Here is a 13,940-nt window from a genome sequence, read left to right on the forward strand (position 1 = left end):
ACGGGCGGCGGTGCCGGGCGCCGAGCGACGGCCGGATCGCGCACTTTCTCGTACAATTTGCGGACGTCGTATTGTCGCAGAAGCCGCTTCGCGCCGCTGCCGGCGGCCTCGTAGGCCGGCTGCGCGCGGGCGGCCTATTTCTTACAGGATGAAAGCCCCGCCATGACCGAACCGACCCTCGAACTCCCGCAGAAGCAGCCGGCGCTGCGTGTCGTCCCGCAACCGCACGACGCGAACGTCCACGGCGACGTATTCGGCGGCTGGATCATGTCGCAGGTCGACATCGCCGGGTCGATTCCGGCCAGCCAGCGCGCGAACGGGCGCGTCGCGACGGTCGCGGTCAATTCCTTCGTGTTCAAGCAGCCGGTGTTCGTCGGCGATCTGCTGAGCTTCTACGCGACGATCACGCGCACCGGCAACACCTCGGTCACGGTGGATGTCGAGGTGTACGCGCAACGCATGCGCCTGATGGGCGAAGTCGTGAAGGTCACGGAAGCGACGCTCACGTACGTCGCGACGGGCCCGGACCGCAAGCCGCGGCCGCTGCCCGCGCTGTAACGCGCGCGGGCAGGCGCGCCGGCGCCGGGCGCGAACGCTCAGTGCATGGCGGTCAGCCCGAACTCGCGCATCGCCGGCACGAAGTCGTGATTGAGCGTCGGCTTGCGCGACAGCTTCATCAGCACGTAGCGCTGGAACGGCGCGAGCTGCTGCCATTGCGCGACGGCCGGCACCGGCAGCCCGGCCAGTGCGCACTGCTGCGCGAGCGCATCGGGCACCGCGTCGGTCGTGCGCCACGCCGGCTGCTCTTCCGGCTGAAACCACGACGGCTCGAGATTCGCGTGCGTGCGCAGCATCTCGAACAGCGCATGGTCGAAGTTGGGCTCGATCGCCGTGTCGTCGTCGGCCGGAAAGCGCGCGAGCAGCCGGCGATCCTCGAGCGGCAGCAGCTGCCACTGCTCGAGCGAGATCCGCAAGCCGAAGCGGTCGAGATTGAAACGCACGATCATCGGAATGTACGTGAGGTTTTCCGACGATTCGTGTTCGAAATTGAATAGCAACGGTGCGTCGCTGAGTCCCATGGTCGTTACCCGAGTGGCGAACGCCGGCGCGGCCGGCCTGCCTGGGGTATTTTAGAACCTCTGCGCGCGGCCGGCGGCGACGATCGCCGCCGCCGCCTCGAATCAACGGGAGTGCTCGTGAATCCGACCGAAACAGCCGAACCGCGCGGCGCGATCGAACTGTCCGTACGCCGTATGCGCGGTGGCGTCGCCGAAACCGCCCAAGACTACGTCGGCCAGGAATGGCCGGTCGCGCTCGTGTTCAACGGCATCTCGCACGCGGTGATGATGTGCACGCCGCGCGATCTCGAAGCGTTCGCGGTGGGCTTTGCGATGTCGGAAGGGATCGTCGCGCGCGGCAGCGACATCAAGGACATCGACGTGATCCTGCATGCAGACACGCCGCTGCCGCACGCGGAAGTGCACCTCGACGTCGTCCAGCAAGCGTTCGCCGCGCTGAAGGACCGCCGCCGCGCGCTTGCCGGCCGCACCGGCTGCGGCGTCTGCGGCATCGAAAGCATCGATCTGCTCGATCTCGCGCCCGAACGCGTGCCCGACACCGGCTTTCTCGCACGGCTTGCGCCCGACGCGCTCGCGCGCGCGGCGCACGCGCTGCCGGCTCACCAGACGCTCACGCAGCTGACCGGCGGCCTGCACGCGGCCGCCTGGTGCGATGCAACCGGCGCGATCCGCATGGCGTTCGAGGATGTCGGCCGCCACAACGCGCTCGACAAGCTGATCGGCTCGCTCGTGCTGTCGCGCGCGGAGCCGACCGACGGCTTCGTGTTCCTGTCGAGCCGCGCAAGCTACGAGCTCGTGCGCAAGGCTGCGCGCGTCGGCATCCCGATGGTCGCGACGATCTCCGCGCCCTCGTCGCTCGCGATCGAGATCGCGAAGGCCGCCGGGCTGCGGCTCGTCAGCTTCTGCCGCGAGACCGGCTACGTCGACTACGGCACGGCATGACCGCCGGCGCCGGCTCCCGACCGCGGCGCGGTCGCCGGGCCGGCGCGCGCGGCGCGTCAGTCGAACTGGCGGAAATCGGGTTTGCGCTTCTCGAAGAATGCCGTCATCGCCTCGCGCGCTTCGGGCGCGCGCAGCATCGCCGAGAAATGGCCGGCCTCTTCGGCCATCCGTGCGGCCACCGTCACGCCGCCCGTATCCTTGAGCAGCGCCTTTGTCACGCGCAGCGACGAGGCCGGCAGCGACGCGAGCTTCGCGGCCTGCTTCGCGGCGAACGCGTCGAGCTCCGCGGCCGGCAGCACGCGATTGACGATGCCGATGCGGTGCGCTTCGAGCGCGTCGAACGGTTCGCCGAGCAGCAGCTTTTCGGCGGCAATCTGATGGCCGGCGAGCCGCGGCAGCAGCGCGCTCGATGCCGCTTCCGGGCAGAGCCCGAGCTGCACGAACGGCAGCGAGAACGTCGCGGTGTCGGCCGCGTAGACCAGATCGCAGTGCAGCAGCATCGTCACGCCGACGCCGACCGCGATGCCCGGCACCGCGGCGACGATCGGCTTGCTCGCGCCGCTGATGCGCGCGAGAAACTGAAACACCGGCGCGTCCTCGTCCTTCGGCGGCGCCTTCAGGAAATCCTCGAGATCGTTGCCCGCACTGAAATTGCCGTCGCTGCCGCGCAGCAGGATCGCGCGGACCGCGCTGTCTTCCTGCGCAGCGGCGAGCGCATCGGCCATCGCCTGATACATCGCCGCCGTCAGCGCATTCTTCTTCGCCGGCCGCGCGATCGTGATCGTCAGTACGCCGTCGGCGCGTTCCACTTGAATGTCGGCCACCATCGTCTCCTTTGACTTGCCTCTACCGGAATGAAAAACGGTGCGCGAGCTCGCCGCCCGCGCACCGTCGTCGCGTTTCCTCGGGTCCCGCTTACAGGCGTTCGATGATGCCCGCCGCACCCATGCCGGTGCCGACGCACATCGTGACCATCCCGTACTTCAGGTTGCGGCGGCGCAGCCCGTGCACGACGGTCGCCGCGCGAATCGCGCCGGTCGCGCCGAGCGGGTGGCCGAGCGCGATCGCGCCGCCGAGCGGGTTCACCTTCGACGGATCGAGGCCGAGATCGCGGATCACGGCGAGCGACTGCGCGGCAAATGCCTCGTTCAGCTCGATCCAGTCGAGATCGTCCTGCTTCAGGCCCGCGGCCTTCAGCGCGGCCGGAATCGCTTCCTTCGGGCCGATGCCCATGATTTCCGGCGGCACGCCGCGCACCGCGAAGCTCACGAAGCGCGCGAGCGGCGTCAGGTTGAACTGCTTGAGCACCTTCTCGGAGACGACGAGCAGCGCGCCCGCGCCGTCCGACGTCTGCGAGCTGTTGCCGGCCGTGACCGAGCCCTTGTTCGCGAACACCGCACGCAGCTTCGCGAGGCCTTCGAGCGACGTATCGGCACGCGGGCCTTCGTCGAGCGCGATCTCGCGCGTCTTCACGTCGATCTCGCCGCTCGCGAGATTCGGGAAGCGCTCGGTGATCGTGTACGGCGCGATTTCGTCCGCGAACTCGCCGGCCTGTTGTGCGGCGAGCGCCTTGCGGTGCGACTCGACCGAGAACGCGTCCTGGTCTTCGCGGCTCACCTTCCACTGGTCGGCCACACGTTCGGCCGTCAGCCCCATCCCGTACGCGATGCCGATGTCTTCGCTGCGATCGAAGATGTGCGGCGACATCGACGGCTTGTTGCCCATCATCGGCACCATGCTCATCGATTCGCAGCCGCCGGCGAGCAGCGCGTCCGATTCGCCGACGCGAATGCGGTCGGCCGCCATCGCCAGTGCCGTGATGCCCGATGCGCAGAAGCGGTTGACGGTGACGCCGCCGACCGTCTGCGGCAGGCCGGCGAGCAGCGCGCCCATGCGCGCGACGTTCAGGCCCTGCTCCGCTTCCGGAATCGCGCAACCGATGATCGCATCCTCGATCAGCTTCGTGTCGAAGCCCGGCACCTGCGCGACCGTCGACTTGATCGCGTGCACCAGCAGCTCGTCCGGACGCGTGTTCTTGAAGACGCCGCGCGGGGCCTTGCCGATCGGCGTGCGGCTGGCGGCGACGATGTATGCGTCTTGCAGTTGTTTGCTCATTTGAAACTCCTTGCCTTATCGCTCGCTCAGTTACGCACCGGCTTGCCGGTCTGCAACATGCCCATGATCCGTTCCTGCGTCTTCTGCGTGCCGAGCAGCTCGACGAACGCACGACGCTCGAGCGCCAGCAGCCACTCCTCGTCGACGAGGCTGCCCGCCTCGACGTCGCCGCCGCACACCGCCTCCGCGATGCGGCTCGCGATCAGGAAGTCGTGGTCGCTGATGAAGCGCCCGTCGCGCATGTTCACGAGCTGCGCCTTGATCGTCGCGATGGCCGAGCGGCCCGCGACCGGCACGTCCTTCGCACGCAGCGGCGCACGATAGCCGGTGTCGGCGAGCGCGCGCGCCTCCTTCTTCGCGGTGTCGAGCAGTTCGAACACGTTGAAGACGATCGTGTCGGACGGCTTCACGTAGCCCATCGCGCGCGCATCGTGCGCGGACGACGACACCTTCGCCATCGCCGCGTTTTCGAACGACTTCGTCACGAACTTCAGCAGATCGGTGGTGGCGTTCGCGGCCGCGGCGGCGTCTGCCGCGCGCAGTGCCGCCTCCTTCAGCCCGCCACCGGCCGGCACGAGGCCGACGCCCACTTCGACGAGGCCGATATAGCTCTCGACGTGCACGACGCGCTTCGCGCTATGCAGCATCAGCTCGCACCCGCCGCCGAGCGCGATGCCCGACACGGCCGCGACGACCGGCACGTTCGCGTACTTCACGCGCAGCATGCCTTCCTGGAACTTCTTCACGAACGGCTCGATCCCCTTCGCGCCGCCCATCATGAACGCGGGCATCGCCTCTTCGAGGTTCGCGCCGGCCGAGAAGGGGCCACCCGGCGTGCCGAGCTTCAGCGAGGTCGGCTGCCAGATCACGACGCCCTTGTAGTCCTTCTCGGCGAGCTCGATCGCCTGCACGAGGCCGTCGATCACGCCCGGGCCGATCGTGTTCATCTTCGACTTGAACGAGACGATCACGACGTCGTCCTCGCCCGCGCGATCGTCGACCCATGCACGCACCGAGTCGGTCTCGAACAGCGTCTTGCCGTACGTCTTCGGATCGGCGCCGGCTTCGCCGAGCAGCGGCGCGCGGAACACCTGCTTGCGGTACACCGGCAGATCCGAACGCGGCACGAAGCGCTTCGACGCCGGCGCCCACGAGCCTTCGGCCGTGTGCACGCCGCCCTTCTCCGCGACCGGCCCTTCGAGCACCCATGCGGGCAGCGGCACGTTGGCGAGCGCCTTGCCGGCCGCGATGTCGTCCTGCACCCACTCGGCGACCTGCTTCCAGCCGGCCGCCTGCCAGCCTTCGAACGGGCCTTCGTTCCAGCCGAAGCCCCAGCGGATCGCCAGGTCGACGTCGCGCGCGTTGTCGGCGATCGATTCGAGATGCACGCCGATGTAGTGGAATACGTCGCGGAAGATCGACCAGAGGAACTGCGCATGCGGATGGTTCGTTTCGCGCAACAGCTTCAGCCGCTCGGCCGGCGGGCGCTTCAGGATGCGCGCGACGGTTTCGTCGGCCTTCGCGCCCGAATCGACGTAGCTGCCCGTCTTCGCGTCGAGCACCTTGATCGCCTTGCCTTCCTTCTTGTAGAAGCCGGCGCCTGTCTTCTGGCCGAGCGCGCCCTGCTTCACGAGCTCGGCGAGTACGGCCGGCGTCTGGTAAACCGGGAAGAACGGATCGTCGGCGAGGTTGTCCTGCATCGTCTTGATCACGTGCGCCATCGTGTCGAGACCGACCACGTCCGCGGTGCGGAACGTCGCCGACTTCGCGCGACCGAGGCGGCTGCCCGTCAGATCGTCGACTTCGTCGAAACGCAGCCCGAACTTCGCAGCTTCGGTGATCACCGCGAGGATCGAGAAGATGCCGACGCGGTTCGCGATGAAGTTCGGCGTGTCCTTCGCGCGCACGACGCCCTTGCCGACGACGCTCGTCAGGAACGTCTCGAGCTGGTCGAGAATCTCCGGACGCGTATGCGCGGTCGGGATCAGCTCGACGAGGTGCATGTAGCGCGGCGGATTGAAGAAGTGCACGCCGCAGAAGCGCGCCTTCAGTTCGTCCGAAAACCCTTCGGACAGCTTCGTGATCGACAGGCCCGACGTGTTCGTCGCGAAGATCGCGTTCGGGCCGATGTGCGGCGCGACCTTCTTGTAGAGGTCGTGCTTCCAGTCCATCCGCTCGGCGATCGCCTCGATCACGACGTCGCACTCGGCGAGCTTCGCGATGTCGTCGTCGTAGTTCGCGGCTTCGAGGTACTTCGCGTCGTCCTTCACGCCGAACGGCGCGGGCGACAGCTTCTTCAGGTTCTCGATCGCCTTCAGCGCGATCGCGTTTTTCGGGCCTTCCTTGGCCGGCAGGTCGAACAGCAGCACGGGCACGCGCGCGTTGACGAGATGCGCGGCGATCTGCGCGCCCATCACGCCGGCGCCCAGCACGGCTACCTTGCGAATCAGGAAATTGCTCACGGGATGTCTCCGATAGTGTCGTGCAGCGCGAATCGGAACGGCTGCACGGCGAAACGAGTACCAGGAACCGTTGCGGCCGGGCGGCGCAGGTCGCGCGCCGCCCGGCGTCGCGTCAGAACAGCGATTCGTCGACTTCCATCAGCGTCTTCGAACCGGCGCGCGCAGCGCGGATCGTCGCGGCCGTCTCAGGCAGCAGGCGCGCGAAGTAGAAACGTGCCGTCGCCAGCTTCGACTTGTAGAACGGATCTCCGGACGCTTCATTGTCGAGCGCGATGCGCGCCATGCGCGCCCAGAAGTACGAGAACACCAGATGGCCGACCGTGCGCAGGTACGGCACGGCCGCGGCGCCGACTTCGTCCGGGTTCTGCATCGCCTTCATGCCGATTTCCATCGTCAGCTTCTGCACCTTCTCGCCGATATCCGCGAGCGGGTTGACGAATTCGGCCATCTCCGGCTTCACGCCTTCGGCTTCGACGAAGTCCGACACGATCTTGCCGAACTTCTTCAGCTTCGCGCCCATGTCGCCGAGCACCTTGCGGCCGAGCAGGTCGAGCGACTGAATCGAGTTCGTGCCCTCGTAGATCATGTTGATCCGCGCGTCGCGCACGTACTGCTCCATGCCCCACTCGGAGATGAAGCCGTGGCCGCCGTAGATCTGCATCGCATGGTTGGTCGACTCGAACGCGTTGTCGGTCAGGAACGCCTTGATGATCGGCGTGAGCAGCGCGACGAGATCGGCCGCTTCCTTGCGCACCGCTTCGTCGGCATGCGACAGCTCCTTGTCGATCTGCAGCGCCGACCAGTACGTGAACGCGCGCGCGCCTTCGGCATAGGCCTTCTGCGTCAGCAGCATGCGGCGCACGTCCGGATGCACGATGATCGGATCGGCCGGCTTGTCCGGCGCCTTCGGACCCGTCAGCGAGCGCATCTGCAGGCGCTCCTTCGCATAGGCGAGCGAGTTCTGGTAAGCGACTTCGGTCAGGCCGAGACCCTGCATGCCGACGCCGAGACGCGCGGCGTTCATCATCACGAACATCGCGTTGAGGCCCTTGTTCGGCTCGCCGACCATCCAGCCCTTCGCGTTGTCGAGGTTCATCACGCAGGTCGCGTTGCCGTGGATGCCCATCTTGTGCTCGATCGAGCCGCACTTGATGCCGTTGCGCTCGCCCGGCTCGCCCGATGCATCGGGGATGAACTTCGGGACGATGAACAGCGAGATTCCCTTCGTGCCCTGCGGTGCGTCCGGCAGGCGCGCGAGCACGAGGTGGACGATGTTCGACGCCATGTCGTGCTCGCCGCTCGAGATGAAGATCTTCGTGCCGGTGATCGAGTACGATCCGTCGCCGTTCGGTTCGGCCTTCGTACGCAGGATGCCGAGGTCGGTACCGCAGTGCGGCTCGGTCAGGCACATCGTGCCGGTCCATTCGCCCGACACGAGCTTCGGCAGATAGGCCTTCTGCAGTTCCGGCGAGCCGTGCGCGTGCAGGCATTCGTATGCGCCGTGCGACAGGCCCGGATACATCGTCCATGCCTGGTTCGCGGAGTTCAGCATTTCGTACAGCGCGTTGTTCACGAATGCGGGCAGCCCCTGGCCGCCGTACTCGGGGTCGCAGCCGAGCGCCGGCCAGCCGGCCTCGACGTACTGGCGATAGGCTTCCTTGAAGCCGGTCGGCGTCGTCACGACGCCGTCGCCGACGTACTTGCAGCCCTCACGGTCGCCGACCTGGTTCAGCGGGAACAGCACCTCGGCGCAGAACTTGCCCGCCTCTTCGAGGACCTGGTTGATCGTGTCGGCATCGAGATCCGCATGCTTGGGCATCTGCTTGAGCTCGGCCTCGACGTTCAGAAGCTCGTGCAACACGAATTGCATGTCGCGCAGCGGCGCGGCGTACTGTCCCATGACTCTCTCCAAATGTGGGCAAACGGCTCGAGCGCCGGGCGGGCGGATCGCGCGCCGCTAGCGACTCTCGCTCTGATACGAAACGATCGTCTTTTCCAGCGCGGCCCACGTGAGGCGCACCGCGTCCGGCAAATGCAGGAAGCGCGCGTCGTGATGCAGGCCGAGCGTGAAGCTGTACAACTCGAAGAGCATCAGGTCCGGATCGGAATCCGCACGCAGATGACCTTCTTCCTTCGCCTGCGAAATGGCACGCAGCAACGCGGCACGCCAGGCCGTCACGCTCGCGATCAACTGCTCGCGCACGGGGCTGTCCGGCCGGTCGTCGTATTCGACGGCGCCGCTGATGTAGATGCATCCCGTCGTCACCTCCTGGATGCGCTTCTCGATCCAGCGCGCCAGCATCGCCCGCAGACGCGGCAGACCGCGCGGCTCGCGCAGGCTCGGAAAGAACACCTCGTTCTCGAAACGATGGTGATACTCGCGCACGACCTCGACCTGCAGGTCCTCGCGCGATCCGAAGTGCGCAAACACGCCGCTCTTGCTCATCTGCATGCGCTCGGCCAGCAGGCCGATCGTCAGCCCTTCCAGCCCGTCACGGCTGGCAAGATCCAAAGCAGCTTCGAGTATCGCGGCACGCGTCTGTTCGCCTTTTCGCATAGCTTTTTCAGTAACCGTTCGGGGTTCAAATAAAATCGAACGGCCGTACTATTATTGAGTGCGACCGCCCGCGGAAACAAGGAAATTATTAGAAACCGGTGTCTAACCGAGCCGCTATTTTGCGCGATTCCGGCGGCGCCGGAGCGGCTTTTCCGCACGAACGTGCGGACGTTTTGAAATGGTATGCGCCCGTGCACGACGCGTGCTGCGCGGCCGCCCGGCGCGGTCCGGCGCCGACACCGCGCCGCTCTCGCCTAGTCGTAACCACCTACCGTCAGCGCCTTCATGACGATCCGGTAGGTCGTATAGGCGAGCCAGCTCAGCAAGCGTTCGCCGAGCGGCCGCGCCGCGTACCAGGCGGGATCGATCTCGCGGCCGTCCGCGAATGCCGCCTCGATCGCATCGCGCAGCTCGTTCGTGACCGCGTCGTAGCGCACGAGCACCACGTTGGCCTCATTGTTCAGCATCAGGCTCAGCGCGTCCAGATTCGACGAGCCGACCGTCGCCCAGTTGTCGTCGATCACCGCCACCTTGCCGTGCAGGATCGTCTTGTCGTATTCGGCGACGCGCACGCCGGCGCGCAGCAGCGCGCGGTAGAGGAACGGTACGGCCGTGTCGAGCGCCGCGAATTCCTTGCGGCCGACCAGAATCCGGACGTCGACGCCGCGCCGGGCGGCGCCCGTCAGCGCGCGGCGCAGCTTGCGGCCCGGCATGAAATACGGATTCGCGAGCCGGATCTGATGGCGCGCGCGGCCGATCGCCGCGAGATACGCCTTCTCGATCGTGCGCCGGTTCACGACGTTGTCGCGCGCGACGAACGCGACGCTCGGCTCGGTCACGACGCGCAGCGCGCCGGCCTTGATCCAGCGGTGGCTGCGAATCCAGCGCCGGAACATCTCGGGGAACGGCTCGCCGCCGTGCAGCCCGGCCGCGTACTGCGCGTACGGCTTGTGGCCGAACTGGATGCGGTGCCACTGCAGCTCGAATGCCGCGCGTACGTCGGCGACGGCCGGCCCCGCGAGCTCGAGCGCGAAGTCCCAGCGCGGATACTGCAGCGGCGCGCCGTTCTGCTCGTAATCGTCGACGATGTTGATGCCGCCGCAGAACGCGGCCGACCGGTCGATTACCGCGAGCTTGCGATGCGTGCGCGAAAAGCCGAAGCGGCCGAACAGATAGCGGTTGTAGATGCAGTGCTCGATGCCGGCCTCGGTCCACGCGTCGAACAGCGGCAGGCGCGCGGTGCCGACGCCGTCGGTGATCACGCGCACGCGCACGCCACGCAGCGCGGCGCGGATCAGCGCGTCGGACACCGGCCGGCCGGCCGCGTCGTCGCAGAAGATGTAGGTTTCGAGCATGACCTGCTCGCGCGCGGCGTCGATGCGGTCGATCAGCGCGCGGAAGAACTCGCCGCCGCCTTCGCACAAGCGCACCGTGTTGCCGGTCGTGAACGCGAGCCGCGACGCGGAGCCGCGCTCCTGCAGGAACATCTGCCGCAACTGCGCGAAGCGCTTGCGGGTTTCCGCATTCATGCGGACGAGCCGTGCGGCAGGTGCACGAGCGACGACGCGCGCACCGGAAGCTGCAGGATCGCGTCGGCGTTCGACGGCGAGAAGCAGCGCGCCGCCGCGTCGCGATACGGCAGCCACGCATAGTCGACGTGCTCGCGCGGCGACAGCGTGACGTCGACGCGGCGCGGTACGCAAAGCCCGAACCAGTGCTCGGTGTTGCGCGTGACGCCCGGCGCATAGCGGTGCAGGTATTGCGGATAGATGGTGTATTCGATCCGGTGCTGCCAGTCGACGAGCGCGGCGGCCGGCACGTCGGCCGCGCCGATCACGATGCCCGTCTCTTCCGCGACCTCGCGCGCGGCCGTGACGGCGAGCGGCTCGTCGAGCGTGTCCTTCGACCCGGTCACCGATTGCCAGAAATCGGGCTGATCGGCACGTTTGATCACCAGCACGTCGAGTTCGGGCGTGTAGATCACGACGAGAACGGATTCGGGAATTTTCGGCGGCTTCGTCATCTTTGTTTCATACGGCGCGAGGCGGCCGCGCGTCCGGCGAGCATCGTCGCCGAGCACGCAGCAGGTGCTGCGACTGTACCGCAAAAAACGAAAAAGGCGCACGATGGCGCCTTTTTCTTCAGAGAGCGTGCGCGTGGCCGCACACGCCGCGATGCAGCTCGCGCATTACGACGCCGGCTGCTCCGGCTGACGCAGACGGATATGCAGTTCGCGCAGCTGACGCTCGTCGACCGGGCTCGGCGCCTGCGTGAGCAGATCCTGCGCACGCTGCGTCTTCGGGAACGCGATCACGTCGCGGATCGAATCGGCGCCGGCCATCATCGTGACGATACGGTCGAGACCGAACGCGATCCCGCCGTGCGGCGGCGCGCCGTATTGCAGCGCGTCCAGCAGGAAGCCGAACTTCGCCTGCGCTTCTTCCGCGCCGATCTTCAGCGCGCGGAACACCTTGCTCTGCACGTCCTCGCGGTGGATACGCACCGAGCCGCCGCCGATTTCCCAGCCGTTCAGCACCATGTCGTATGCCTTCGCGAGGCAGCGGCCCGGATCGCTCTCGAGATACTCGAGGTGCTCGTCCTTCGGGCTCGTGAACGGGTGGTGCGCGGCCACGTAGCGTGCGTCTTCGTCGTCGTATTCGAACATCGGGAAGTCGACGACCCACAGCGGCTTCCAGCCCGCCTCGACGAGGCCGTTCGCCTTGCCGAACTCCGAATGACCGATCTTCAGGCGCAGCGCGCCGAGGCTGTCGTTGACGACCTTCGCGCGATCGGCCGCGAAGAAGATGATGTCACCGTCTTCCGCGCCCGTGCGCTCGAGGATCGCGGCGATCGACGCGTCGTGCAGGTTCTTGACGATCGGGCTCTGCAGGCCGTCGCGCCCCTTCGCCTTCTCGTTGACCTTGATCCACGCGAGACCCTTCGCGCCGTAGATGCGCACGAATTCCGTGTAGCCGTCGATATCGCCGCGCGACAGCTCGGCGCCCTTCGGCACGCGCAGCGCCGCGACGCGGCCGTCCTTCGCGTTGGCCGGCGTGCTGAACACCTTGAAGTCGACGTCCTTCATCGCATCGGTCAGCTCGGTGAACTCGAGCTTCACGCGCAGGTCGGGCTTGTCGGAGCCGAAGCGCGCCATCGCTTCCGAGTACGGCATCACCGGGAATTTCGCATCGAGCTCGACGTCGATCGTCGTCTTGAAGATGTGACGGATCATGTCCTCGAACAGGTCGCGGATCTCCTGCTCGCCAAGGAACGACGTCTCGCAGTCGATCTGCGTGAATTCCGGCTGGCGATCGGCGCGCAGGTCTTCGTCACGGAAGCACTTCGTGATCTGGTAGTAGCGGTCGAAGTTCGCGACCATCAGCAGCTGCTTGAACAGCTGCGGCGACTGCGGCAGCGCGAAGAACTGGCCTGCGTTCACGCGCGACGGCACGAGGTAGTCGCGCGCGCCTTCCGGCGTGCTCTTCGTCAGCATCGGCGTCTCGATGTCGATGAAGCCCTGCTCGTCGAGGTACTTGCGCGCTTCGATCGCGACGCGGTAGCGCAGGCGCAGGTTGTGCTGCATCTGCGGGCGGCGCAGGTCGAGCACGCGGTGCGTGAGGCGCGTCGTTTCCGACAGGTTGTCGTCGTCGAGCTGGAACGGCGGCGTGATCGACGGGTTCAGCACGTTCAGCTCGTGGCAGAGCACCTCGATCTTGCCGCTCTTCAGGCCCGCGTTCACCGTGCCTTCCGGACGGTTGCGCACGAGGCCCTTCACCTGCACGCAGAATTCGTTGCGCACGCCTTCGGCGGTCGCGAACATCTCGGCGCGATCCGGGTCGCACACGACCTGCACCAGGCCTTCACGATCGCGCAGGTCGATGAAGATCACACCGCCGTGATCGCGGCGGCGCTGCACCCAGCCGCACAGCGACACGGTTTGGCCCAGCAGGTGTTCGGTCACGAGACCGCAGTATTCAGTACGCATCGACATGATGTTTGCTTTCGTTCGGTTTGATCAACGGGCGCCGCAACGCGCGGCCCGGGCGATGATTCTTGGCTTACAGCGGCGGCTCGACGGGACGGCGGGCGGGCACCGGAACCGGCGCCGGCGGCGCCACGACCCCCATCGAGACGATGTACTTGAGCGCGGCATCGACCGACATGTCGAGTTCGATGACTTCGCTCTTCGGCAGCATCAGGAAGAAGCCCGACGTCGGGTTCGGCGTCGTTGGCACGTACACGCTCACGTACTCTTCCGTCAGATGGTTGACCACGTCGCCGCCGGGCGTGCCGGTCAGAAACGCGATCGTATATGAGCCGCGGCGCGGGTATTCGATCAAGAGCGCCTTGCGGAATGCGTTGCCGCTGCTCGACAGCAGCGTGTCCGACACCTGCTTGACGCTCGTGTAGATCGGCCCGACCACCGGGATGTGCCGCACGACGGCGTTCCACCACGTGACGAGCTTCTGGCCGATGAAGTTCTGCGTCGCGAGCCCGACGACGAACACGAACGCGAGCGTCAGCACCGCGCCGATCCCCGGCAGGTGGAAGCCGAGCATGCGCTCGGGCTGCCACGATTCCGGCAGCAGCAGCAGCGTCTGGTCCATCGTGCCGATGATGAGGCCGAGCACCCACAGCGTAATCGCGAGCGGGACGAGAACCAGCAGGCCGGTCAGAAACACCGATTTCAGGGTCGTCTTTTTCATCATCTGCCGTCAATGAACCGCGCCGGCGGCGCGGAGTGAGCGCGGCCCGGCCGGGCCGCGGCGGTCAACTGCCGGCGGC

General features: G+C 66.8%; 12 protein-coding genes. 2 read left to right on the forward strand and 10 right to left on the reverse strand.

Going from position 1 to position 13,940, the window contains the following annotated elements; translation table 11 throughout:
• Positions 1-162 precede the first annotated feature (162 nt).
• Positions 163-558, forward strand: coding sequence for an acyl-CoA thioesterase (locus HMPREF3115_RS04145; protein ID WP_006398318.1), 396 nt, complete (start codon positions 163-165; stop codon positions 556-558).
• A gap of 38 nt (positions 559-596) precedes the next feature.
• Here HMPREF3115_RS04145 and HMPREF3115_RS04150 read toward each other — a convergent pair whose 3' ends face one another.
• Entirely contained in the window at positions 597-1,079 is a 483-nt protein-coding gene (locus tag HMPREF3115_RS04150; protein ID WP_070553487.1) for a nitrate reductase associated protein, read from the reverse strand.
• 111 nt (positions 1,080-1,190) lie between these two features.
• Between HMPREF3115_RS04150 and fdhD the strand changes: the two genes are divergently transcribed.
• Positions 1,191-2,021, forward strand: a complete 831-nt coding sequence (gene fdhD / locus HMPREF3115_RS04155) for a formate dehydrogenase accessory sulfurtransferase FdhD (RefSeq protein ID WP_371089351.1) — start codon at positions 1,191-1,193, stop codon at positions 2,019-2,021.
• 56 nt (positions 2,022-2,077) lie between these two features.
• Here the strand turns inward: fdhD and HMPREF3115_RS04160 are convergent, their stop codons facing one another.
• The 9 genes from HMPREF3115_RS04160 to HMPREF3115_RS04200 form a co-directional block, all read right to left on the reverse strand.
• Entirely contained in the window at positions 2,078-2,845 is a 768-nt protein-coding gene (locus HMPREF3115_RS04160; RefSeq protein ID WP_006406562.1) for an enoyl-CoA hydratase, read from the reverse strand.
• Positions 2,846-2,936: 91 nt separating this feature from the next.
• A complete protein-coding gene (locus tag HMPREF3115_RS04165) occupies positions 2,937-4,136 on the reverse strand; it encodes an acetyl-CoA C-acyltransferase (protein ID WP_006406563.1) in 1,200 nt (399 codons plus the stop codon).
• 26 nt (positions 4,137-4,162) lie between these two features.
• Positions 4,163-6,598, reverse strand: a complete 2,436-nt coding sequence (locus HMPREF3115_RS04170) for a 3-hydroxyacyl-CoA dehydrogenase/enoyl-CoA hydratase family protein (protein ID WP_006406564.1) — start codon at positions 6,596-6,598, stop codon at positions 4,163-4,165.
• A gap of 112 nt (positions 6,599-6,710) precedes the next feature.
• Positions 6,711-8,498 (reverse strand): acyl-CoA dehydrogenase C-terminal domain-containing protein, encoded by a 1,788-nt coding sequence (locus HMPREF3115_RS04175; RefSeq protein WP_006398312.1) that lies wholly within the window; start codon positions 8,496-8,498, stop codon positions 6,711-6,713.
• Between the two features lie 57 nt (positions 8,499-8,555).
• On the reverse strand, positions 8,556-9,155 hold the full coding sequence (locus HMPREF3115_RS04180; protein WP_006398311.1) for a TetR/AcrR family transcriptional regulator: 600 nt from the start codon (positions 9,153-9,155) through the stop codon (positions 8,556-8,558).
• A 254-nt stretch (positions 9,156-9,409) separates the two neighbouring features.
• Positions 9,410-10,684, reverse strand: a complete 1,275-nt coding sequence (locus HMPREF3115_RS04185; RefSeq protein ID WP_006398310.1) for a phospholipase D-like domain-containing protein — start codon at positions 10,682-10,684, stop codon at positions 9,410-9,412.
• Positions 10,681-11,178: a dihydroneopterin triphosphate diphosphatase gene (gene nudB / locus HMPREF3115_RS04190; RefSeq protein WP_070553488.1), complete on the reverse strand. Its 498-nt coding sequence runs from the start codon at positions 11,176-11,178 to the stop codon at positions 10,681-10,683. Before nudB ends, HMPREF3115_RS04185 begins: the two co-directional genes overlap by 4 nt.
• A gap of 165 nt (positions 11,179-11,343) precedes the next feature.
• Entirely contained in the window at positions 11,344-13,146 is a 1,803-nt protein-coding gene (gene aspS, locus HMPREF3115_RS04195) for an aspartate--tRNA ligase (RefSeq protein ID WP_006398307.1), read from the reverse strand.
• Positions 13,147-13,213: 67 nt separating this feature from the next.
• Complete coding sequence (locus tag HMPREF3115_RS04200) at positions 13,214-13,864, reverse strand: DUF502 domain-containing protein (RefSeq protein WP_006398306.1); 651 nt, start codon at positions 13,862-13,864, stop codon at positions 13,214-13,216.
• Between the last annotated feature and the right edge of the window lie 76 nt (positions 13,865-13,940).

It is taken from the genome of Burkholderia sp. HMSC10F09 (assembly GCF_001806955.1).
GTDB lineage: Bacteria > Pseudomonadota > Gammaproteobacteria > Burkholderiales > Burkholderiaceae > Burkholderia > Burkholderia multivorans.